This window comes from Rhizobium sp. CF122 (assembly GCF_000282035.1).
GTDB lineage: Bacteria > Pseudomonadota > Alphaproteobacteria > Rhizobiales > Rhizobiaceae > Rhizobium.
On record NZ_AKKA01000080.1, the window covers coordinates 66,769 to 88,747 of the forward strand.

Below are 21,979 nucleotides of genomic sequence, written 5' to 3' on the forward strand. Positions count from 1 at the left end.
GTTCTCAACGTTCCTTCGTATAGGGGACACCACCCGCCTTCGGCGGGATTGCCACGCCGATGAAGCCGGCAAGCAGGATGCAGGTGAGGATATAGGGCAGCGCCTGGAAGATCTGCACTGGCACTTCGCCGATCAGTGGTACCTGCTTGCCCTGCATGAAGTTTGCCAGCGCATCGAGAAAGCCGAAGAGCAGGCAGGCGAACATGACGGGCACCGGCTTCCACTTCGCAAAGACCAGCGCTGCAAGCGCAATGTAGCCCTTGCCGGCCGACATGTCCTTGATGAAGGCCGCTGACTGCGCGATCGCCAGGTAGGTTCCGGAGAAGCCGCACAGGATGCCGGCGCACATGACCGCGCGATAGCGTAGCCAGCTCACAGAAATGCCGGCCGTATCGACAGCGCCCGGATTTTCGCCGACGGCGCGCAGCCGGAGGCCGAAGCGGGTGCGATAGAGAATCCACCAGGAAAGCGGAACCGCGAGGAAGGCGAGATAGGTCAGGATGTTGTTGCCCGAGATCACATTGGCGTAGAGCGGGCCGATAACCGGGACGCCGCGCATTGCCTCGGCACCGGGCAGCACGATCGGCGAGAAGCGGGCTTCGGGAAGCAGCTGCGGCGTACGACCACCCTGGCCGAACCACGCACCGCCGAGGACGATCGTGATACCGGCGACGAAGAAGTTGATCGCCACGCCCGAGATGATCTGGTTGCCGCGATTGGTGATCGAAGCAAAGCCGTGGACGAGGCTGAGCGCCACCGAGCAAATAATGCCGGCGCCAAGACCGAGCCAAGCCGAGCCAGTCAGATACGCGACGCAGGCTGCCGCAAACGCCGAACCAAGCATCTTGCCTTCGAGGCCGATATCGAAGATGCCGGCACGTTCGGAAAACAGACCTGCCAGCGCCGTGAAGATCAGCGGGATCGACAAGCGGATCGTGGAACTCAGGACGCTGATGAAGATGTCATAATAATCCATCGTCCGTTCCCCTCATGCGGCCTTGTATTGTTGGTAGACGCGAACCATCGCAGGCCGGAACATGTATTCCAGGGCGCCCGCGAAGAGGATGACGAGACCCTGGATGACCAGGATCATTTCGCGCGTGATAGTCGGCATCTCGAAGGAGATCCAGTCGCCGCCCTGATAGAGGATGCCGAAGAGGATCGCCGAGAAGATGATCCCGACGGGATGATTTCTCCCCATCAACGACACGGCGATGCCAACGAAACCGGCGCCGCCCACGAACTCCACCTGCAGGCGGGCCGACGATCCCATCACCGGGTTCAGCGCCATCATGCCGGCAAGCGCGCCGGACAGCAGCATCGCAATCATGACGATACGAGCATAGGGAATGCCCGCATAGGCCGCCGCACTCTGGCTGACGCCAAGCGTCCGCATCTCGAAGCCGAGCTTGGTGCGCCAGATCAGCAGCCAGACGAAATAGGCGGCAACGAGCGCGATAAGGAAGGAGACGTTGAACGGTGCGGCGCCAAGCTTGGCGCCGAAAAGGTTCATCAGCCAGCCGAGCTTCGGCAATTGACCGCCTTCAAGGAAGGTCCGGGTTTCCGGAGCCATCTTGCCGGGCACGATAAGCACATGCACCAGCAGGTACACCATCAATGCCGCGCCGATGTAGTTGAACATAATGGTGGTGATGACGATATGGCTGCCGCGCTTTGCCTGCAGGAACGCGGGGATGAACGCCCAGGCGGCGCCAAAGAGACCTGCGCCGACGACCGCCACCGGCATGGTCACATACCATGGAACATAGTGGTCGAGCGCCAATGCCACCAGCGCACAACCGAGGCCGCCGAGGTAGGCCTGGCCTTCCGAACCGATGTTGAACAGGCCCGCATGAATGGCCACCGCTACGGAAAGACCGGTAAAGATGAAGCTCGTCGCATAATAGAGCGTAAAGCCGATGCCTTCGCCGCTGCCGAGCGCGCCTTCGATCAGCAACGACAGGGCGGCAAGCGGGCTCTCCCCGATCAGCCAGACGACGAAACCGGAGATCAGGAAGGCGACCAACAGGTTCAACAGCGGGATGAGGCCGTAATTGATCCAATTTGGAAGTGGAACTGAAGCAGTGCTCATCAAGGCCTCACGCGGCAATGCCGGCCATCATCAGGCCGAGGGTCTGTTCACCGGCATCGGGCGTCTTCTCGCCGACGACATGGCCGGCAAACATGACAAGGATACGGTCTGAAAGGGCGCGGATTTCGTCGAGTTCGACGGAGACGAGCAGGATCGCCTTGCCCGCGTCGCGCATCTCGATGATCCGGCGGTGAATGAATTCGATGGCGCCGATATCGACGCCGCGGGTCGGCTGGCCGATGATCAGCGCTGTCGGATCGCGCTCGATCTCGCGCGCCACGACGATCTTCTGCTGGTTGCCGCCGGAGAAGTTCGCGGTCTTCAGCCGCGGGTTCGGCGGGCGGATGTCGTATTTCTCGATCTTCTCTATGGCGTCCTTGCGGATCGCGTCGAGATCGAGCAGCGGGCCCTTGCTGTAGCCGGGATTGCGGTGGTAGCCGAGGACCGAGTTCTCGTATTCCTCGAATTTCAGCACCAGCCCCATGTGATGCCGGTCTTCCGGAATATGGGCGAGACCAAGCTCGCGCAAGCGCGCAGGATCGGCCTTGTCGATCGTTTGCCCGTCGAGGAAAATCTCCCCGGAATGCGGCTTGCGGATTCCCGCGATCGCCTCCAGCAATTCGGACTGCCCATTGCCGGCGACACCGGCAATGCCGACGATCTCGCCGGCGCGGACATCGAAGGACACGTTGTCGACCATGATGACACCGCGATTGTCCTTAACCGTGAGGTTGCGGACCGACAGGATCACCTTGCCCGGATTGGCCTCGCCTTTCTGCACCCGCAGCAGGACCCGGCGGCCAACCATCAGTTCGGCAAGTTCCTCGACCGTCGTTTCGGAGGTCTTGCGCGTCGCGACCATCTCGCCACGGCGCATAACGGACACGGTGTCGGTGATCGCCATGATCTCGCGCAGCTTGTGAGTGATCAGAATGATGGTCTTGCCTTGGTCGCGCAGGACACGAAGGATCTTGAAAAGATGGTCAGCTTCGGCCGGAGTTAGCACGCCGGTCGGCTCGTCGAGAATAAGGATCTCGGCGCCGCGGTACATGGCCTTGAGGATCTCGACGCGCTGCTGCAACCCGACCGGAAGCTCTTCGATCAACGCATCGGGATTGACCTCGAGGCCGTAGTCCTTCTCCAGACGCCGCAGTTCGGCACGTGCGGAAGAGACGCCCCTCGCCAGCAACGCGCCGCCCTCGGCCCCAAGCATGATGTTCTCGAGCACCGTAAAGTTGTCGACCAGCATGAAGTGCTGGTGCACCATGCCGATCCCGGTAGCGATCGCGGCCTGGCTGTCCTTGATGGTCACGGGATTGCCGTTGACGCGGATCTCACCGCTATCGGCATGGTAGAAACCGTAGATGATCGACATCAAGGTCGATTTGCCGGCACCGTTTTCCCCGATGATGCCATGAATCGTGCCCTTGGCGACGGTAAGATTGATGTCCTTGTTGGCGTGAACGGCACCGAATTTCTTGTCGATGCCCACAAGTTCGATAGCGGGCGTGTCTGTCACAGCAGGCTCCAAATACGAAAAGGGCGTATGACGGAGCAACTCCGCCATACGCCCGTCTCAGTCACGGATCACTTCGGGCAAGCGTTGTCCGTCGTGTAGTCGTGAACCTTGATGGTTCCCGCGATGATGCCTTCCTTGGCCTTGTCGAGCGCGGCCTGCATTTCCGGCGTGATCAGGGCCTTGTTGTTGTCGTCGATGGCGGCGCCAACGCCGTCCTCCTTGACGCCGAGCGCCAGCACGCCGGCCGTGAACTTGTCGCCCTTGACGTCGCTGAAGCCGTTGTAGACGGCGAGGTCAACGCGCTTGACCATCGAGGTCAGGACGGAGCCCGGGTGAAGGTGGTTCTGGTTGCTGTCGACGCCGATCGAGAGCTTCTTGTTGTCGGCGGCCGTCTGCAAGACGCCGAGGCCGGTTGCGCCCGCTGCCGCGTAGACGACGTCCGCGCCCTGATCGATCTGGTTCTTGGTGAGTTCGCCACCACGGACCGGGTCATTCCAGGCAGCGCCCGTCGTGCCGGTCATGTTCTGGAACACCTCGATATCGGCCTTGACGGAGCGTGCGCCCTGCTCGTAGCCGCATTCGAACTTGCGGATCAGCGGAATGTCCATGCCACCGACGAAGCCCACCTTGCCGGTCTTGGAAGCGAGGCCTGCGAGAGTGCCAACGAGGAAGGAACCTTCTTCTTCCTTGTAAACGACGGAACGGACGTTCGGCTTGTCGACGACGGCGTCAACGATGACGAACTTTGTGTCGGGAAACTCAGCCGCGACCTTCTCGATGGCCGAGGTCCACGCAAAGGAGACGGCGATAACCGGGTTGAAACCACGGCTTGCGAAGTTGCGGATCGCCTGCTCGCCCTGGGTGTCGCCGGTCGGCTCGAAGTCGCGATAAGCGATCCCGGTTTCTTTCTTGAATTTCTCAGCGCCATTAAAGGCTGCTTCGTTAAAAGACTTATCGAACTTCCCGCCGGTGCCGTAAACGAGCGCCGGCTTGACGTCGGCGGCGAGCGCCGTCGTGGACATGGCAGCCACGGCCAGGAGAGTCAGAAGGGATTTTTTCATGAGTTGCAGCCCTATTGTTTCTATTTGTTTGGGTCCTCCCGCAAGCCCGTTCAGGCATGTCTGCGGAACCACCGACCTCCCCCCGGAGGCCTGGCTGGGCGCATCCTTGCATGGCTCAAAAAAAATTTCACGAGAAATTTTTCGACTGGTAAAAATTTGCCGCAATTGCCAAAAATCAGCTCAGACGGGCTGATTTTTGCTCAAAATCATCGTCGGGTTGCGATTTTTCTAGCCAATCCAGGCGTGACGACCGTTTCGATATCATCGTCTGATGTCGGGCTGGGGATGTCCAGGACAATGCTGCTTCTTATGCGGCAAAGCGGCCGGCGATCGGCGGTTTCTTGTAGCCCGCCATCCACAACAGCAGCGACAGCACCAGAAACACGGCGAAGGCCGGCTGGAGCATCAGCCACTGGAAGGCAAGGGTATAGAACCGCGGGTGGATATAGTAGGCGATCGTTGCTTGCAGGCTTTCCAGCGACGACGGGCTCAGATCCTGCCACGCGTCGCCCATCGGCGTTATGACCACGGAGGAGGCGGCAACGGACTGAATTGAATCGATCGTTCCGGCAATCACGGCAACAGCCAGCGCAACAAGACTCGCCAAACGCAAAAGGAAACGCATCGAACTCTCCGGCCATCAACGCACCGGGCTCTTGCCCGGCCAGCCGCGCCATTTTCCACCTGCAATAAAAGATAGCTACGGGCTGATGGAACTGCAATGGAGGGCTTAGCCACACTTTTACCGGAAGAAGTCAAAAAACTGTTAGATTTGGGTTGATCGGCGAAAATTCATCGGTATATATCGCGGCCGTTCCGACGATTTGCATCTTCGCCGATGCAGACCGCCAAAGGACAGGTGGCCGAGTGGTTGAAGGCGCACGCCTGGAACGCGTGTGTACGTGAAAGCGTACCGAGGGTTCGAATCCCTCTCTGTCCGCCATTTCTTTCAAAGAAGTGATTTGTTTACAACTGCTTGGGAGATCACGTGGCAACGGTTGCGCGTCTCGACCGACCGTCTGCATGGGCATGATGGCCGTTTGAATAGCGATCGAGGGCAAAAGTTTGCTTCTTGATGTGCGTTACCTCCCGACATCCATCCCGAAATGCAAAAGGCCCTGCCTTACGGCAGGGCCTCCTTCGTTTCGCACACGTTCCGGTCATCCAACGGCGGCGGTGTCTTGCTGCCGTTTCGGCAACTTCCACCCGGGTCGGACAAAGTGGCATGTGTATCCGTTCGGAATGCGTTCCAGATAATCCTGGTGCTCAGGTTCCGCTTCCCAGAAATCGCTTGCGGGAACGACTTCGGTAACGACTTTCCCGGGCCATAGACCCGATGCGTCCACGTCAGCAATGGTGTTTTCGGCGGTCAACTGCTGTTTGTCGCTCGTGTAGAATATCGCCGACCTGTAACTGGCGCCGAGATCATTGCCTTGCCGGTTGAGTGTCGTCGGATCATGGATCTGAAAAAAGAACTCGAGGATGTCACGGTAGCTGATCTTCGCGGGATCGAACATGATCTCGATCGCCTCGGCGTGATTGCCGTGATTCCGGTAGGTCGCGTTCGCCACCTCGCCACCGGTGTAGCCCACGCGCGTGGACACGACGCCCGGATAGCGTCTGATGAGATCCTGCATACCCCAAAAGCAACCGCCCGCCAGTACCGCACGCTCTACAGTCATTGGATCGTCCTTTCAGGTCAAAGATGGGCGTCAAACTTCGGCAGCCCGCGCCCGCACTTGCCTAAATGGGGACCGCGTCCGGGTTTTGCCAGGTTCGGCGCGGTTATCGCGGCTCCGTCCGGCGTCACGGAAATCTCTCAGACAAGCACCGCCTGGTCGACGCGGTCTTCCGTCCCGAAGAATTTCAGATAGCGCTGAACCTCGGCCGGATCGCCAGTCGCCTTCTGCGGATTGTCCGATAGTTTAACGGCAGGGCGGCCGTTGGCGTCGATGACCTTGCAGACGATGGAGATCGGGTTGAGCCCGGAGATCTCGGTCGGTGCACAGCCGGCGAAATCGTTGGTGAGGTTGGTGCCCCAGCCGAAGCTCATGCGCACCTTCCCCTCGAAGTGCTTGTAGGTGTCGATGATGGCATCGACATCGAGCCCGTCCGAGAAGATGAGCAGCTTCTGGCGCGGATCGCGGCCCATCTTTTTCCACCACTCGATGATCTTCTCGCCGCCCTCGATCGGTGGTGCGCTGTCCGGACGGAAACCAGTCCAATCAGCGACCCATTCGGGCGCGTCGCGCAGGAAGGCGGCGGTGCCGAAGGCATCCGGAAGGACGATCAGCAGGTTGCCGCCGTAGAGCTTGTTCCAATCGCGCAGAACTTTGTAGGGCGCGTTGTGCAACTCGGCGTCGTTCTTCGCCAGTGCTGCGGCCACCATCGGCAGTTCGTGGGCGTTCGTGCCCACCGCTTCGAGATCGGAATCCATGGCGAGCAGGACGTTGCTGGTACCGGTGAAGGCGGGACCAATGCCTTCCTTCAGCGCCTCGACGCACCAGCGCTGCCACAGGAAGCTGTGGCGGCGGCGCGTGCCGAAATCGGAGATGCGCAGACCGGGCAATTCGCGCAGTCGCTCCACCTTTTCCCACATCCGTGCCTTGGCGCGGGCATAGAGTACATCGAGCGTAAACGGCCCGAGCGCCTTCATGGCCGAGCGCGACCGAAGCTCGTTGATGATGGCGAGCGCCGGAATTTCCCACATGGTCGTGTCCTTCCACGATCCGTGGAAGTCCAGCACATATTGGCCATCGCGCTTCGACAGCTCGTATTCGGGCAGCTGGAAATGCGAGAGCCAGGCTAGGAACTCAGGCTCGAAAATCTGCGCGCGCCCATAAAAACTGTTACCTGCGAGCCAGATCATCTCCTTCTTGGAGAGGCGGAGCGAACGGGCATGATCGAGCTGCTCGCGCAATTCGCCCTCGTCGATCTCTTCGGCCAGCAGCACGCGTTTGGTGCGGTTGATGAGCGTGAATGTGGCGTTTACATCAGGATAGAGCTTCCAGATCATCTGCAGCATCAACAGCTTGTAGAAGTCTGTGTCGATCAGGCTGCGAACAATCGGATCGAGCTTCCAGGTGTGATTGTAAACGCGCCTTGCGATATCGGTCTTGGCCATGAACTCCGCCCATTCCCAAACCGGACAAATCGCGTCATAAGCCGACGCACGAAGACCGGCTCGTGCGCCTTCTTATCGAAAAATCAGCCGGTAAAGTCCAGCGCAAACAGAAAAGCACCCTGCCGGCTGTGCGACAGGATGCTTCCTTGTGACCGCCTGACCCGCGCCTTTCTTATTGCGCCGGGGCCTTCGGGGTTGCCGATGCCGGATTCGATGCCGGCGGCTGAGACGGCGTCTCGGTCGGCACCGCGTTGCCGTTCTGCAGTGACGGTGGTGCTGCCGGTGCCGGCTGTTGCGATTGAATTTGCTGTCCAGGTTGCTGCGGAGCGATGTCCGCCGCCTCCTTCTTGCCCCAGATTTCAACGGGGATCCATACGATGAAGGCAAGCGCCAACGCGACGATCAGGACCATAAGAATACGAGTGCCCATTCGGCCCTGCTTCGCCTTGACTGACGAGATCGTTTCTTCGGCGTGGAGCTTGCCGTCGGACTTTTCCCAGCGCGTTTCCGTCTGGTGAGCCATGTCTTTCTCCTTCCGGAGTCGCGCGAGCCATTGTCGGCCCAGCACTTCATCTGGGAGAAAAACGAATGGCGCGCAGCATGGTTCCTGCGCTCAATAGCCCACCTGTCTGTCGACAACGAATTGCAGCGGCTCGCCGCTCTCATAGCGGGCGATCTGGCGCTCGACGTGCCGGAAGAGCGCGGTTTCATCGGATACGGCCGCATCGTGCGGCGTGATGAAAACGTTCTCCAGCTCCCAGAGCGGATCGTCGGACGGCAGCGGCTCGACCGCGAATACGTCGATCGAGGCGCCCCCGAGCACACCGCCCTGAATTGCGGCGACGATGTCGGCCTGCACCTGGCTCTTTCCCCGCCCAGCATTGATGAACACCGGCTTGCCGAGCGCGCCGCCCTGGCGCAGCTTTGAAAACAGCGCCGCATTGTAGAAGCCGGTCGTCTCGGGCGTCAGCGGCAGCAGACCGACGAGAAAATCCGTTCTGGAGAGGAATTCATCGAGCTGACCGGAATCGAACGTCTCGATACCCTCGATATCCTTGCGGCTGCGCGACCAGCCGATGACGTTGAACCCCATGACCTTCAGCTTGTACGCCGCGTCCTGTCCGAGCACGCCAAGGCCCATGATGCCGACGGTGATCTCGGACGCTTCAGGCGGAACCAGCTTGCCCCAGATGCGCGCCCGCTGGTCCTTGTCGTGCTGATGCTGCTGTCGGAGGTGCATGAGGCACTGCATCACCACCCATTCGCTCATCCGGGTCGTCAGGCTGCGGTCGGAGAAGCGAACGATCGGCACATCAGGCAAGCCCGGCAGGTTCATGAAGCTGTCGACGCCGGCGCCACCCGAGAAGATGACCTTGAGATTGGGAGCGCGAGTGAAAAGATCCGCGTCCGGCTTCCAGAGCAGCGCATGGTCGATGCCGGTCAGATCGCGATCCTTGTTTGCGGGGTCGGCGAGATTGATGCTGCCGCGATCCGGAAAAGCGCTCTTGAGGATGCGGGCAACGGTGTCGGGGTCGAACTTGAGATCGACGAGAATGGGCGGTCTTGTGGGCATGATCGTCTTTACTGTTGGATGGCGGGCGTCGGCACCGCCTCGATGTTGAAGGCGGCAGCCATCAGCGCTTTGGTGTAGTCGTCCTTCGGCGCACCGAAGATCGCAGCGGACGGGCCTTGCTCGACGACCTTGCCGAAGCGCATGACGATGACGTCGTTTGCCAGCGCCTTCACCACCTTCAGGTCGTGGCTGATGAAGAGGTAGGCGAGATCATGCTTCTTCTGCAGGTCGCGCAGGAGGTCGACGACCTGCGCCTGGACGCTCATGTCGAGCGCCGATGTCGGCTCATCCAGCATCACGAAGCGCGGTTTAAGGACCATGGCGCGGGCAATAGCGATGCGTTGGCGTTGTCCGCCGGAGAATTCATGCGGATAGCGCCAGCGGGTCAGCGGGTCGAGGCCGACTTCCTCCAGCGCCCAGCAGACGCGTTGATCGCGCTCCTCGTAGGAGAGCGACCGCTCGTGCACCTTGAGGCCTTCCGCGATGATGTCGCCAACCGACATGCGGGGGCTGAGCGAGCCGTAGGGATCCTGAAACACGACCTGCAGCTGATTGCGAAGCGGCCGCATTTCCGTAAATGAATAGCTGGCTATATCCTTGCCGACGAAGCTGATCCGGCCCTGCGACGAAATCAGCCGCGTCAGCGCGAGACCGAGCGTCGTCTTGCCCGATCCGGATTCGCCGACGACGCCGAGCGTCTGTCCCGCGCGCAGCTGAAGATCGATTCCGTCCACGGCCTTCACATGATCGACGACCTTGCGCATGAGGCCGGCCTTGATCGGAAACCAGACGCGAATGTCCGCTCCCTGCATCACGACGGGTTTTGAGGGATCGGCAAGCGGCGGCTCGCCGCGCGGCTCGGAGGCCAGCAGATGCCGGGTATAATCGTGCTTCGGATTGCGAAAGACCTCTTCCACCGTACCGGTCTCGACGATCTTGCCCTTGGTCATCACGCAGACACGGTCGGCGAACTTGCGAACAATGCCGAGGTCGTGGGTGATGAAGAGCATCGACATGCCATGCTGGCCCTTCAGTTGCCGCAGCAGTTCGAGGATCTGCGCCTGCACGGTCACGTCGAGGGCGGTCGTTGGCTCGTCAGCGATCAGCAGTTCCGGTCGGTTGGCGAGCGCCATGGCGATCATCACGCGTTGCCGCTGGCCGCCGGAAAGTTCGTGCGGATAGGCTTTCAGCCGCTTTTCCGGCTCGCGGATGCCGACCTGGTTCAGCAGTTCGAGAATCCGCTTGCGCGCGGCCTGCCCGGTCACGCCCTGGTGCAGTGCGAGGATCTCGGCGATCTGCTTCTCGATCGTGTGCAGCGGGTTGAGCGAGGTCATCGGCTCCTGGAAGATCATCGTGATGTCATTGCCGCGCACCTCGCGCAACGCCTTGTCGGATGCCTTCAAGAGGTCCTTGCCCTTGAACAGGATTTCGCCGGAGGGATGGCTGGCTGAGGGGTAGGGGAGCAGACGCAGGATCGAATTGGCGGAGACCGATTTGCCCGAGCCGGACTCGCCGACGAGCGCCACGACCTCGCCCTTGCGAATATCGAAGGAGATGTGATCGACGGCCAGCGATGTATCGCCGCCCTGGTGGAACGCCACCGAAAGCTCGCGAACGGACAGCAGTGTTTCGGCAGCGTCACTCATTGAAACGTCTTCCTGGGATCGAATGCATCACGAACCGCTTCGCCGATGAAGATCAACAGCGACAGCATGATCGACATGGTGAAGAACGCCGTCAGCCCGAGCCATGGCGCCTGCAGGTTGGCCTTGCCCTGCGCGATCATCTCGCCGAGCGAAGGAGAGCCCGGCGGCATGCCAAAACCGAGGAAGTCGAGCGAGGTCAGCGTCGTGATCGAGCCCGACAAGATGAATGGCAGGAAGGTGAGCGTCGCCACCATCGCGTTCGGCAGCAGGTGGCGCCACATGATTGTCCGGTTGTTCACCCCGAGCGCACGGGCGGCACGCACATATTCGAAATTGCGGGCCCGCAGGAATTCCGCGCGCACGACGCCGACGAAGCCGACCCATGAGAAGAGCAGCATGATCCCAAGCAGCACGAAGAAGCCGGGCGGCAGGATGGCCGCGATGATCAGCAGGATATAGAGCACCGGCATCGACGACCAGATCTCGATGAAACGCTGCAGCAGTAGGTCTGTCCAGCCGCCGAAATAGCCCTGGATCGCGCCGGCGCTGACGCCGATGATGGCCGAGCAGATCGTCAACACCAGCCCGAACAGCACGGAGATGCGGAAGCCGTAGATGACGCGGGCAAGCACGTCACGCGCCTGATCGTCAGTGCCGAGCCAGTTGAGATTGCCGAAGTTGCAGCCGGGGTCGGCCGCTCCCTGCGGATATCCGGAGCAGCGCTCCTCCTTGCTCATCAGCCAGAAGGGTGGGGTCGGCGCCGAATGCGGGATGTTCGAATTGACAGAGCGATAGGAGTAGTGGATCGGCGGCCAGATCATCCAGCCGTTGGCGTTGATCTCGTCCGATATGACGTCGGAGCGGTAGTCGGTTTCAGCCAGGAATCCGCCGAACTTCTCTTCGGGATAGTTGACCAGAACTGGGAAGAGGATCTCACCCTTGTAGGAGGCGATGATCGGCCGGTCGTTGGCGATGAACTCGGCAAACAGGCTGAGCACGAACAGGACAAGGAACAGCCACAAGGACCAGTGGCCGCGCCTGTTGGCCTTGAAATTCTTCCAGCGGCGGACGTTGGTCGGGGACAGCAGGCCTTTGCGCGGCGGCTTGACCGGCGTTGCGGTCGTCGGATTGGCGGCGGTGTCCATCAGACGTCCCTCCGCTCGAAGTCGATACGCGGATCGATCCACGTGTAGATCAGGTCGGAAACCAGGCTGACGAACAGGCCGAGCAGCGAGAAGATGTAGAGCGTCGCAAACACGATCGGATAGTCGCGGTTGACCACCGAGAGATAGCCAAGCCGCCCCAGCCCATCGAGCGAGAAGATGTTCTCGATCAGCAGCGAGCCGGTGAAGAAGGCGGAAATGAAAGCGCCGGGGAAGCCGGCGATGATGATCAGCATGGCGTTGCGGAAGACGTGGCCGTAGAGCACTTGGCGCTGGTTCAATCCCTTCGCGCGAGCGGTCACGACATATTGCTTCTTGATCTCCTCGATGAACGAGTTCTTGGTCAAGAGCGTCGTCGTCGCGAAGGCCGCCAGCGACAGCGAGATCAGCGGCAGCGTCAGATGCCAGAAGTAGTCGAGCGGCTTCTGCCACCAGGCAAGCTGGTCGAAATTGTCGGAGACAAGGCCGCGCAACGGAAACCAGTCATAGAAGGATCCGCCGGCAAAGAGCACGATAAGCAAAATACCGAACAGGAAGCTCGGAACCGCATAGCCGATGATGATGACACCCGACGTCCAGACGTCGAAGGTGGAACCGTCCTTGACGGCCTTGCGGATTCCGAGCGGGATCGAGATGCCGTAGGAGAAGATCATGATCCAGACGCCGAGCGAGGCCGAGACCGGCAGCTTTTCTTTGATCAGGTTAAGCACAGTAGTGTTGCGAAAGAAGCTCTCGCCGAAGTCGAAGCGGATGTAGTTCCACATCATTTCGCCGAAGCGCGTCAGCGGCGGCTTGTCGAAACCGAACTGCTTTTCGAGCTTGGCGATCAGTTCCGGATCAAGCCCCTGGGCACTGCGGTATTTCGAGCCGCCTTCGTCAAGGCCTCCGCCGCCGAGAAGATCACCGCCGCCGCCGGAAAGCCGCGAGTCCGCGCCTTGCGCATCGCCGGTCAGCTGCGCAATCACCTGCTCGACTGGGCCGCCGGGCGCGAACTGGATGACGGTAAAGGAGATGGCCATGACGCCGATGATCGTCGGGATCATCAAAAGCAGGCGGCGAAGGATATAGGCGCCCATCAGTGAAGGCCCTTCCGGGAAAGCTTGCGTCGAGCGCTGTCCAGTCTATCGCCGTTCAATCCGTGCGGTCTCCTTGTGGTGTGGCCAAGCGCGCTACGCCTTGTCCTGATTCGCATCGTTCATTTGGAGCCCAGCCGTCAGGCCAATGCAAGCCTGCTCATTTTGACGCGGCGGATGACCACCAGGCATCGGGGAAGCCGGTCGCGTAGGTCGGATATTCGGCCGGCCGGGTGATAGTGTTCCAATAGGCGATCGATTGCGTACCGCGATAAAACAGTGGCACGACATAGTGCCCCGCCAAAAGCACGCGGTCGAGCGCCTTAATCGCCGCCACCTGCTCGTCGCGGTTGGGGGCGAAGATCACCATGCGGATCAGCGCATCGATCGCCGGATCAGCGATGCCCGCATAGTTGCGTGAGCCCTGCTGGTTGGCCGATCCCGAGCTCCAGTAGTCTGCCTGCTCGTTGCCGGGGTTCATCGTCTCTGCCCACACGTTCCAGATCATGTCGTAGTCGAAGCTGCGCACCCGGTTGGTGTATTGCGAGGCATCCACGGTCCGGACGCGCGCATCGATGCCGATCTTCTTCAGATTGTTGGTATAGGGCACCGCCCAGCGTTCCAGCATCGGGCTCGACAGCAGGATCTCGAAGCTCATCGGCTTGCCGGTCCTGGTGTTGACCATGCGGTTGCCCTTGATCTCCCAGCCCGCTTCCTTGAATAGCCCGATCGCCTTGCGCAGGTTGTCGCGGCTCTTCTGCGGATCGCCGCCGACCGGATTGATGTAGGGCGTGGTGAAGACCGCGGGCGACAGCTTATCCTTGAGGCCGTTCAGGATCTCCAGTTCGCGGCCCTGCGGTAGGCCCGAGGAGGCGAGCTCGGTGTTCCAGAAATAGCTGTCGATGCGCTTGTAGGTGTTGAAGGCAACGGTGCGGTTCAGTTCCTCGAAGTCGAAGCCGTAATTCAGCGCCTCGCGAACCTTTTCGTCCTTGAAGATCTCGCGGCGCGTGTTCGGTACCAGGGCCTGCATGATGCCGGTGGCGCGCAGTGCGTTGGCGACGTCCTCTTTCTTCACGCGCCCGTCCTTGACGGCGGGGAAATCATAGCCGGTGGCCCAGCGCGCCGCCTGCGTCTCCTGCCAATAGTCGCTGTTGCCGGCTCGGAAGGCCTCGAACTCCACGTCCCGGTCGCCGAAATAGGTGTAGGTGATCGAGCCGAAATTGTTCTGGCCGACATTCACGTTGAGGTCCTTGCCCCAATAGTCGTCGCGCAACTCGTAGCGGATCGTTGCGCCCGGCGCGAAGGCAGCGATCTTGTAGGGGCCGGATCCCATCACCGGCTCGAGCGTCGTCTTGGAAATGTCACGCGGTTTGCCGTCGGGCCCCGTGCCCTCCCACCAGTGCTTCGGCACCACAGTCAACTGACCGAGGATATTGGGAAGCTCCTTGTTGTTCTTCTCGTCGAACGTGAAGGTCACGTCGCGTTCGCCGGTCTTTTCGGCCTTGACCACGTGCTTGTAGTAGTTGGAGGCGAGGGGATTGAGCTCCTTTGTCTTGTCGAAGCTGAAGATCACGTCCTCGGGCGTCACCGACTTCCCATCCGCCCACTTTGCCTCGGCCCTGAGTCGGAACGTCGCGTTCGAGACGTCGTCGGGATAGGAAAGTCCTTCCGCCAGCAAGCCGTAGGAGGCGAGCAGCTCGTCGTCGGCCGATTTCATCAGCGTTTCGAAAGGCAGCGTCAGGCCGACCGCCGTTTCGCCCTTCGAAAGCAGCGGATTGAAGGTGTCGTAGGTGCCGGAAGCGGAAAGCCGCAGATTGCCGCCCTTCGGCGCATCCGGATTGACGTAGTCGAAATGCTTGAATCCCGGCTTGTATTTCAGCTCGCTGATGACGGAACTGCCGATCTGGAAATTTGGCTCCTGGGCGACGGCCTGCAAGGGCAACGCCAATGTGCCGAGAAGAGAAAAGACCACACCAAGTTTCGACCACGTAAGCGCCATTCGCCAACCCCGATTATTGTCTGCTTTCGCCGACAATAGGCGAAAAGCAGGCGAAAAACAGGTGAGGCGACCGTTTTTGTCCGGTTCGCAGGATCGTGAGCATTTGTTGCCCGGGTAAGCTCGGCTCATTCCTTGCTTATGCAAAACATCGATTCACCAAAATTGCTTTTCACGGTAGATTCGATTGCAAATCACTCGGCCGCGGGCCACAGACGCTCAGGACATGGCATGGCTCTCCATACCACCAGGACTTTCCAGACATTTTTGAAATTGGCATTCGCCGGCGTGCTCGGAGCAAGCCTTGTCGCCGGCGATGCCAACGCCGAGCAGAAGCAGCCAAGTCCCGGGAGTGCCAAGGCCCTCTTCGGCGCCGTCGCACTGCCAAATCAAGGGGCGGCGCAGGCCTTCGGTTTCTACGCGAAAGGTTGCATGTCCGGCGCCGTGGCGCTGCCGACTGACGGTCCGACCTGGCAGACCATGCGGCTTTCGCGCAATCGTCGCTGGGGCAATCCCGCGATGATTTCACTGTTGGAACAGTTGTCCCGTGACGCCGCAAAATACGACGGATGGCCGGGCTTGCTGGTCGGCGATATTTCACAGCCGCGCGGCGGACCAATGTTCAACGGCCATGCCTCGCACCAGATAGGGCTTGATGCCGACATATGGCTGACGCCGATGCCTGCTCACCCGATGAGCGTCGAGGAACGCGAAATCCTGCCTTTCACGACAATGCTGCAGAAGGGTGCATTCCTGACAATCAATCCGAATGTCTGGACCAAGTCGCACGCCCGGCTGCTGATGCGCGCGGCGAGCTATCCTCAGGTCGAACGGATTTTCGTCAATCCGGCCATCAAGAAGAAGATGTGCGACACCTGGACGGGTGATCGTACCAATCTCGGCAAGCTTCGCCCGATTTACGGTCACGATTCCCACTTCCACATCCGCATGAAGTGCCCACCGGGCGCAGCCTCTTGCAAGCCGCAGGCGCCGGTGCCTGCTGACGATGGATGCGGCAAGTCGCTGGCATGGTGGTTCACGAAGGAACCATGGGCGCCGCCGAAGCCACCGAAGCCCGATGCGAAGCCGGTCAAGCCGCGCGAAGTGATGGTCTCCGATCTTCCGAACGCCTGCTCGTCGGTTCTCACTGCGCCGTCTGTCGACTCGGTGCAGACGGCCACCTTTGGCGGCGCTGCTGCTGCCCCGGCTGTCGCGCCGATGGCGGTGATGCCTGCCGCGGCGTCCGACGAGGCGCTGCCTGCAATCGGACCGGTACCGGACGACAAGCCGTCCATCGAGTGAAGCGCTGGCAGCGCGGTGGTCTTTCAAAAGACGGGCGCTTCGTATAGAAGCAGCCAAATCGATTGAATTTCAGGTGGAGGTCCTTTTCATGGCCGGCGGCAAGTGCCTTGCATTGATTGCGCATGACCAGAAGAAGGATGACATGGCGGAGTTTGCACGCCGCAATCGCGAGACATTCGCGAACTGGAGAATCGTCGCCACGGGCACCACCGGCGGCCGGGTGTTGGAGGCCGCTCCTGATCTCGACGTGACCCGCTTGAAAAGCGGCCCGCTCGGCGGGGACCAGCAGATCGGCGCTCTTATTGCCACCGGCGAAGTCGATGCGTTGATCTTTTTTGTCGATCCTCTGACGCCAATGCCGCATGACGTCGATGTCAAGGCTTTGATGCGGCTTGCAATCGTCTACGATATCCCGATGGCGCTCAACGAAGCGACCGCCGACAAGCTTATTGCCACCCTTCACGCGTAAACCGGCGCTTGAATAGCGCGCACGCACGGAACCTGCCATGCCACAGCTCGATACCAGCGAAACCGCCATGCCCTTTCCGATCCTGATCGGCGACATCGGCGGCACAAATGCGCGTTTTGCGATCATCCCGGACGCTGCGGCAGAGCAGATCCATTTTCCCAATGTCCGCACCGCCGACTTCGAGACGATCGATGACGCGATCCGTAGCTGCATTCTCGAAAAGAGCAGCTTGCGGCCGCGCTCGGCGATCCTGGCGGTGGCCGGCCCGATCAGCCGGGACGAAATACCGCTGACCAATTGCGACTGGGTCGTCCGCCCGCGAACCATGATCGATGGCCTCGGCATCGAAGACGTTCTCGTCGTCAACGACTTCGAAGCGCAAGCACTGGCAATCGCCAATCTTTCTGATGACAACCGCGAGCGCCTTGGCGATGCAGCGGGTGACATGATCGCATCCCGCGTCGTTCTCGGCCCAGGCACCGGTCTCGGCGTCGGCGGGCTCGTTTACGCGCGAGGCTCCTGGATTCCCGTGCCGGGCGAGGGTGGTCACGTCGATCTCGGGCCGCGTACTGCACGCGATCTGCAGATCTTCGCGCATGTGGAGACGATCGAAGGCCGGATTTCGGCAGAGCAGATTCTTTGTGGCCGCGGCATCGTCAATCTCTACCGGGCAATCTGCACTGCGGATGGCATTGCCCCCGTCTACTCCGACCCGGCAGACATCACCTCGAACGCGCTCGCTGGTTCCGACAAGGTTGCCGTCGAGACGATCAGCCTGTTCTCGACCTATCTCGGCCGCGTCGCCGGCGACATGGCGATGATTTTCATGGCGCGCGGCGGTGTCTTTCTGTCCGGCGGTATCTCGCAGAAGATACTACCCGCGCTGAAGAACCCAGAATTCCGGGCTGCGTTCGAGGACAAGGCGCCGCACTCGGCGCTGCTTGCGACGATCCCGACCTATGTCGTCACGCACCCGCTTGCGGCTCTTGCAGGGCTTTCGTCCTATGCCCGCAAGCCAGAGAGCTTCGGCGTCTCGACCGACGGCCGCCGCTGGCGGGCGTAACGGCTCTGGTCAAAAGGCTGCCAACTCTTTATAGAGCCGCGCGAGCGCACGCAGTCATGAGGACATGCGTGTCCTGACACACAGGAAGACTGATTTTTGCAAGCACCGGACACCAAGCAGACGCCTGTAAACAGCGATAGCATCACCGGCATCTTGAAGCGCATCATCGCAGAAAACGGCCGTGATCATCTTTGGGGCTATGTTTTTGCCATCAGCTGCCTCGTCATCGTTGCCTTGTCGACGGCATATACCGCCTGGATCATGAAGTCGGTCATCAACGAGGCATTCGAACACCGGCGCGCGGACATTGTCTGGGTGATCTGCTTTACCATCTTCATTGCCTTCGTGTTGCGCGGTTTTGCGAGCTACGGCCAGGCGGTGGTCCTTTCCAAAATCGGCAACAACATTGTGGCGCGGTACCAGCAGCGTGCCTATGCGCATCTGATGAAGCTGTCGCTCGGCTACTTCAACCAGACGCGCTCGGCCCACGTCGTTGCACAGCTCAATCAAAACATCAGCGGCATCCGCGATGTGATGAACCTGACGATCACGTCGACAGTGCGCGATCTCCTGACGTTTATCTCTCTGCTCGCCGTGATGATCATCCAGGATCCGCTGCTCAGCCTTGCGGTTTTCATTCTGGCACCACCGCTTCTTTATGCGTTGCGATACGTGTCGAAGCGGCTTCGTGTGGCAACCAAGGATGCAATCCACGTCAACAGCCATGTCGCCGGTGCGATGCAGGAAACCATCCAGGGCATCGCTATCGTCAAGGCCTTCACCATGGAGCGCCAGCTGGGGCAGAAGGTTGACAGGCTGGTGGAAAGCGCCGAACGGCGCGCAAACCGTATCGCCCGCCTGTCTGAGCGGACAGCGCCGCTGACGGAAAGCTTCGCCGGCCTGGCGGTGGCCAGCGTCCTTGCCTATGCCGCCTACGGCACGATCTATAACAATATTCCGCCAGGCGCTTTCTTCTCCTTCGTAACGGCGTTGCTGCTGGCCTATGATCCCGCGCGCCGCCTCGCACGTCTTCAGGTGCAGATGGAGCGTGCCGTCGTCAACGCCCGCATGATCTATGAATTCCTCGATACGGTGCCGCATCAGCGCGATGTGCCCGGTGCAAAGGCGCTCGTCGTTACGGAAGCCAAGATTGAGTTCCGCAACGTCTCTTTCGCTTATGGTGAGGATGAAGTCCTTCGGGATGTCAGCCTTGTCGCCGACGGCGGAAAGACAACGGCGCTTGTCGGGCCATCTGGCGCCGGAAAATCGACGATCATCACGCTCATTCCGCGCTTCTACGATCCGAAGGCTGGGCAGATCCTCATCGACGGCCAGGATATTGCGCATGTGACGAAACAATCGCTGCGCGAGCAGCTGGCCTATGTTTCCCAGCAGCCGTATCTCTTCGAAGGTACGATCCGCGACAACATCCGCTATGGCCGCCAAGAGGCTACCGACGAGGAAGTGGAACGCGCCGCCCGCCTTGCCTATGCGCACGACTTCATCCAGGCGCAGTCCCAAGGCTACGACACGCCGGTTGGCGAGAATGGCGTGACGCTCTCGGGCGGTCAGCGTCAACGCCTTTCGATCGCCCGTGCTCTGGTGCGCAACGCCCCGATCCTGCTCCTCGACGAAGCGACCTCGGCGCTCGACACGGAGTCGGAAGCGGCCGTTCAGAAGGCGCTCGACGAGGCCATGGTCGGCCGCACGGTGGTCGTCATTGCCCACCGCCTTTCGACCGTCGTCCGCGCCGACAAAATCGTCGTCATGCAGCAGGGCCGGATCATGGAGGAAGGCAATCACGAGAGCCTTGCGCGGCGCAGCGACGGTCTCTACGCTCGCCTCAACAATCTGCAGAGGCCAGCAGCCTCCGATGCCCGCTGACAAATAGGATGATCGACTGACATGAGCGATGCTGCGATGAAACTGGTAGTGGTTGGCGCGGCAGGGCGCATGGGGCAGACGCTCATCCGTCTCATTCACGCGCTCGATGGCGTGATACTGCATGCCGCGGTCGAACGCGCCGGCTCTCCCTTCGTCGGCAAGGACGCCGGCGAAATTGCCGGCCTTGGCACGAATGGCGTCATCATCAGTGATGATCCGCTGGCGGCCTTTCTCCACGCCGAAGGCGTTCTCGATTTCACATCCCCTGCCGGCACCGTCGAGTTCGCCGCTCTGGCCGCTCAGGCACGCATTGTCCATGTGATCGGGACAACCGGCTGCTCGGTGGAGGACAACGCGAAGATTGCGGCCGCCGCCCGTCACGCCCGGGTGGTGAAGTCGGGCAACATGGGCCTCGGCGTCAACCTGCTCAGCGTCCTTGTCGAGCAGGCCGCTCGTGCGCTCGATCCGGCCGACTGGGATATCGAAGTCCTCGAAATGCATCACAAGCGCAAGGTCGACGCGCCCTCGGGCACGGCGCTGCTTCTTGGCGAAGCGGCGGCCAAGGGCAGGGGCATCGATCTCGCGTCGAAGTCGGTGCGCGTGCGCGACGGCCACACCGGACCACGCGAGCAAGGCACGATCGGCTTTGCAACCCTGCGCGGCGGCTCGGTTGTCGGCGAGCATTCGGTAATCTTTGCCGGCGAGGGCGAAACCGTGACCATGTCGCACAGCGCCACCGATCGCTCGATCTTCGGCCGCGGCGCCGTCAAGGCAGCGCTCTGGGCGCGCGACAAGAAGCCCGGTCTCTATTCCATGCTCGACGTGCTCGGGCTTTCTTCAAAGTAATCTTTTTCGGAGGCATTTTTCATGAGCGGCACTCTCGTCCTCGTTCGCCACGGCCAGAGCGACTGGAACCTCAAGAACCTTTTCACCGGCTGGAAGGACCCTGATCTGACCGAGCTCGGCATTCAGGAAGCCAACACCGGCGGCAAGGCGCTGGTCGATTACGGCATCAAGTTCGATGTCGCCTTCACGTCCGACCTGAAGCGCGCTCAGGACACGCTGAAGATCATCCTCGACAATGTCGGCCAGCCGGACCTCAAGACGTTCAAGGATCAGGCGCTCAACGAACGCGATTACGGCGATCTCTCGGGCCTCAACAAGGATGACGCCCGTGCCAAGTGGGGCGAAGAGCAGGTCCACATCTGGCGCCGCTCTTACGACGTTCCGCCTCCGGGCGGCGAAAGCCTGCGCGACACCGGCGCCCGCGTCTGGCCTTACTACCTGACGGAAATCCTGCCCCGCGTGCTGCGCGGCGAGAAGGTGCTCGTTGCCGCCCACGGCAATTCGCTGCGCTCGCTGGTGATGGTGCTCGATCGCCTGACCAAGGAACAGATCCTGGCGCTCAACCTCGCGACCGGCGTTCCCATGGTCTACAAGCTCAACGCCGATTCCACCGTCGCTTCCAAGGAAGTGCTCGGCGACATGTCCGGCGCGCATTGATATCAAAGCGCCGCGCTTCATTTGAGAGGCGCGGCGCGTTCTTCTAGCGCTCTGCCGTGTCCGTTGCCCGTGACGCCTTCGCGCGGGCGGCCTCGAAATCCGGCAGGCGATTGGCGATCCACTGCCAGAGCGTCACGACCTCCACCAGAAGCTCGCCGCCAAGCGGCGTCAGTTCGTATTCCACGCGTGGCGGCACCTGCGGGTAGAGTGTGCGCGTCACCAGCCCGTCGCTCTCGAGCGTCCGCAGTGTCTGCGTCAGCACCTTCTGGCTGATCCCCTCCACCCGTTCCAGAACGCGCGAGAAGCGTAAGGGCCCGTTGGCCTCCGCCAATATGTGCATGACCCGCAGCGGCCATTTGGCGCTGGCGCGTTCCAGCATCTCGCGAGCAAGCGTGTCCTGCGCGTCCGTCAGCGTTTCGCAGAAATCGAATGTACCATCGTTGATCTTAGTTACCATTAGGTATGTATAGCTCCTGTGGGTACCTTCTTTCAAGATGAAACCGACTTGCCT

The 21,979-nt window shown here is 60.8% G+C and carries 20 protein-coding genes and 1 tRNA gene; 7 read left to right on the forward strand and 14 right to left on the reverse strand.

Going from position 1 to position 21,979, the window contains the following annotated elements; all coding sequences use genetic code 11:
* Window positions 1–4 precede the first annotated feature (4 nt).
* The 5 genes from PMI09_RS19725 to PMI09_RS19745 all read right to left on the reverse strand — a co-directional run bounded on the left by PMI09_RS19725 (window position 5) and on the right by PMI09_RS19745 (window position 5,297).
* Complete coding sequence (locus PMI09_RS19725; protein WP_007798434.1) at window positions 5–976, reverse strand: ABC transporter permease; 972 nt, start codon at window positions 974–976, stop codon at window positions 5–7.
* Window positions 977–988: 12 nt separating this feature from the next.
* Entirely contained in the window at window positions 989–2,092 is a 1,104-nt protein-coding gene (locus tag PMI09_RS19730) for an ABC transporter permease (RefSeq protein WP_007798437.1), read from the reverse strand.
* 7 nt (window positions 2,093–2,099) lie between these two features.
* A complete protein-coding gene (locus PMI09_RS19735) occupies window positions 2,100–3,611 on the reverse strand; it encodes an ABC transporter ATP-binding protein (protein WP_037083609.1) in 1,512 nt (503 codons plus the stop codon).
* Window positions 3,612–3,679: 68 nt separating this feature from the next.
* Window positions 3,680–4,672, reverse strand: coding sequence for a BMP family lipoprotein (locus PMI09_RS19740; RefSeq protein WP_007798443.1), 993 nt, complete (start codon window positions 4,670–4,672; stop codon window positions 3,680–3,682).
* A 307-nt stretch (window positions 4,673–4,979) separates the two neighbouring features.
* Entirely contained in the window at window positions 4,980–5,297 is a 318-nt protein-coding gene (locus tag PMI09_RS19745) for a hypothetical protein (protein ID WP_007798446.1), read from the reverse strand.
* Between the two features lie 228 nt (window positions 5,298–5,525).
* Between PMI09_RS19745 and PMI09_RS19750 the strand changes: the two genes are divergently transcribed.
* A tRNA-Ser gene (locus PMI09_RS19750) sits at window positions 5,526–5,615 on the forward strand.
* 217 nt (window positions 5,616–5,832) lie between these two features.
* Here the strand turns inward: PMI09_RS19750 and msrA are convergent.
* The 8 genes from msrA to PMI09_RS19790 all read right to left on the reverse strand — a co-directional run bounded on the left by msrA (window position 5,833) and on the right by PMI09_RS19790 (window position 15,250).
* Window positions 5,833–6,354: a peptide-methionine (S)-S-oxide reductase MsrA gene (msrA, locus tag PMI09_RS19755; RefSeq protein WP_007798448.1), complete on the reverse strand. Its 522-nt coding sequence runs from the start codon at window positions 6,352–6,354 to the stop codon at window positions 5,833–5,835.
* 137 nt (window positions 6,355–6,491) lie between these two features.
* Window positions 6,492–7,796: a nicotinate phosphoribosyltransferase gene (pncB, locus tag PMI09_RS19760; protein WP_007798451.1), complete on the reverse strand. Its 1,305-nt coding sequence runs from the start codon at window positions 7,794–7,796 to the stop codon at window positions 6,492–6,494.
* A 172-nt stretch (window positions 7,797–7,968) separates the two neighbouring features.
* Window positions 7,969–8,319, reverse strand: coding sequence for a hypothetical protein (locus tag PMI09_RS19765; RefSeq protein ID WP_007798454.1), 351 nt, complete (start codon window positions 8,317–8,319; stop codon window positions 7,969–7,971).
* A gap of 90 nt (window positions 8,320–8,409) precedes the next feature.
* Window positions 8,410–9,369, reverse strand: coding sequence for a 2-hydroxyacid dehydrogenase (locus PMI09_RS19770; RefSeq protein ID WP_007798456.1), 960 nt, complete (start codon window positions 9,367–9,369; stop codon window positions 8,410–8,412).
* Window positions 9,370–9,377: 8 nt separating this feature from the next.
* Entirely contained in the window at window positions 9,378–11,015 is a 1,638-nt protein-coding gene (locus tag PMI09_RS19775; protein ID WP_007798460.1) for an ABC transporter ATP-binding protein, read from the reverse strand.
* Window positions 11,012–12,160 (reverse strand): ABC transporter permease, encoded by a 1,149-nt coding sequence (locus PMI09_RS19780; protein ID WP_007798463.1) that lies wholly within the window; start codon window positions 12,158–12,160, stop codon window positions 11,012–11,014. Before PMI09_RS19780 ends, PMI09_RS19775 begins: the two co-directional genes overlap by 4 nt.
* Entirely contained in the window at window positions 12,160–13,254 is a 1,095-nt protein-coding gene (locus PMI09_RS19785; protein WP_007798466.1) for a microcin C ABC transporter permease YejB, read from the reverse strand. Before PMI09_RS19785 ends, PMI09_RS19780 begins: the two co-directional genes overlap by 1 nt.
* Window positions 13,255–13,411: 157 nt before the next feature.
* Window positions 13,412–15,250 carry an extracellular solute-binding protein gene (locus PMI09_RS19790; protein WP_007798470.1) on the reverse strand — a complete coding sequence of 613 codons (1,839 nt, stop codon included), beginning with the start codon at window positions 15,248–15,250 and terminating at the stop codon, window positions 13,412–13,414.
* Window positions 15,251–15,478: 228 nt separating this feature from the next.
* On the opposite strand from PMI09_RS19790, the gene mepA reads away from it, so the two are divergent.
* From mepA to PMI09_RS19820, 6 genes are all read left to right on the forward strand, one after another.
* Entirely contained in the window at window positions 15,479–16,549 is a 1,071-nt protein-coding gene (gene mepA, locus PMI09_RS19795) for a penicillin-insensitive murein endopeptidase (RefSeq protein WP_007798472.1), read from the forward strand.
* Window positions 16,550–16,637: 88 nt separating this feature from the next.
* A complete protein-coding gene (locus PMI09_RS19800; protein ID WP_007798474.1) occupies window positions 16,638–17,018 on the forward strand; it encodes a methylglyoxal synthase in 381 nt (126 codons plus the stop codon).
* A gap of 37 nt (window positions 17,019–17,055) precedes the next feature.
* Entirely contained in the window at window positions 17,056–18,081 is a 1,026-nt protein-coding gene (locus PMI09_RS19805) for a glucokinase (RefSeq protein WP_007798478.1), read from the forward strand.
* Between the two features lie 96 nt (window positions 18,082–18,177).
* On the forward strand, window positions 18,178–19,965 hold the full coding sequence (locus PMI09_RS19810) for an ABC transporter ATP-binding protein (RefSeq protein ID WP_007798480.1): 1,788 nt from the start codon (window positions 18,178–18,180) through the stop codon (window positions 19,963–19,965).
* A 21-nt stretch (window positions 19,966–19,986) separates the two neighbouring features.
* Window positions 19,987–20,811 (forward strand): 4-hydroxy-tetrahydrodipicolinate reductase, encoded by an 825-nt coding sequence (gene dapB, locus PMI09_RS19815; protein WP_037083585.1) that lies wholly within the window; start codon window positions 19,987–19,989, stop codon window positions 20,809–20,811.
* Between the two features lie 21 nt (window positions 20,812–20,832).
* On the forward strand, window positions 20,833–21,468 hold the full coding sequence (locus PMI09_RS19820) for a 2,3-bisphosphoglycerate-dependent phosphoglycerate mutase (protein WP_007798485.1): 636 nt from the start codon (window positions 20,833–20,835) through the stop codon (window positions 21,466–21,468).
* Window positions 21,469–21,511: 43 nt separating this feature from the next.
* Here PMI09_RS19820 and PMI09_RS19825 read toward each other — a convergent pair whose 3' ends face one another.
* On the reverse strand, window positions 21,512–21,925 hold the full coding sequence (locus PMI09_RS19825; RefSeq protein ID WP_007798488.1) for a winged helix-turn-helix transcriptional regulator: 414 nt from the start codon (window positions 21,923–21,925) through the stop codon (window positions 21,512–21,514).
* Window positions 21,926–21,979: the final 54 nt, after the last annotated feature.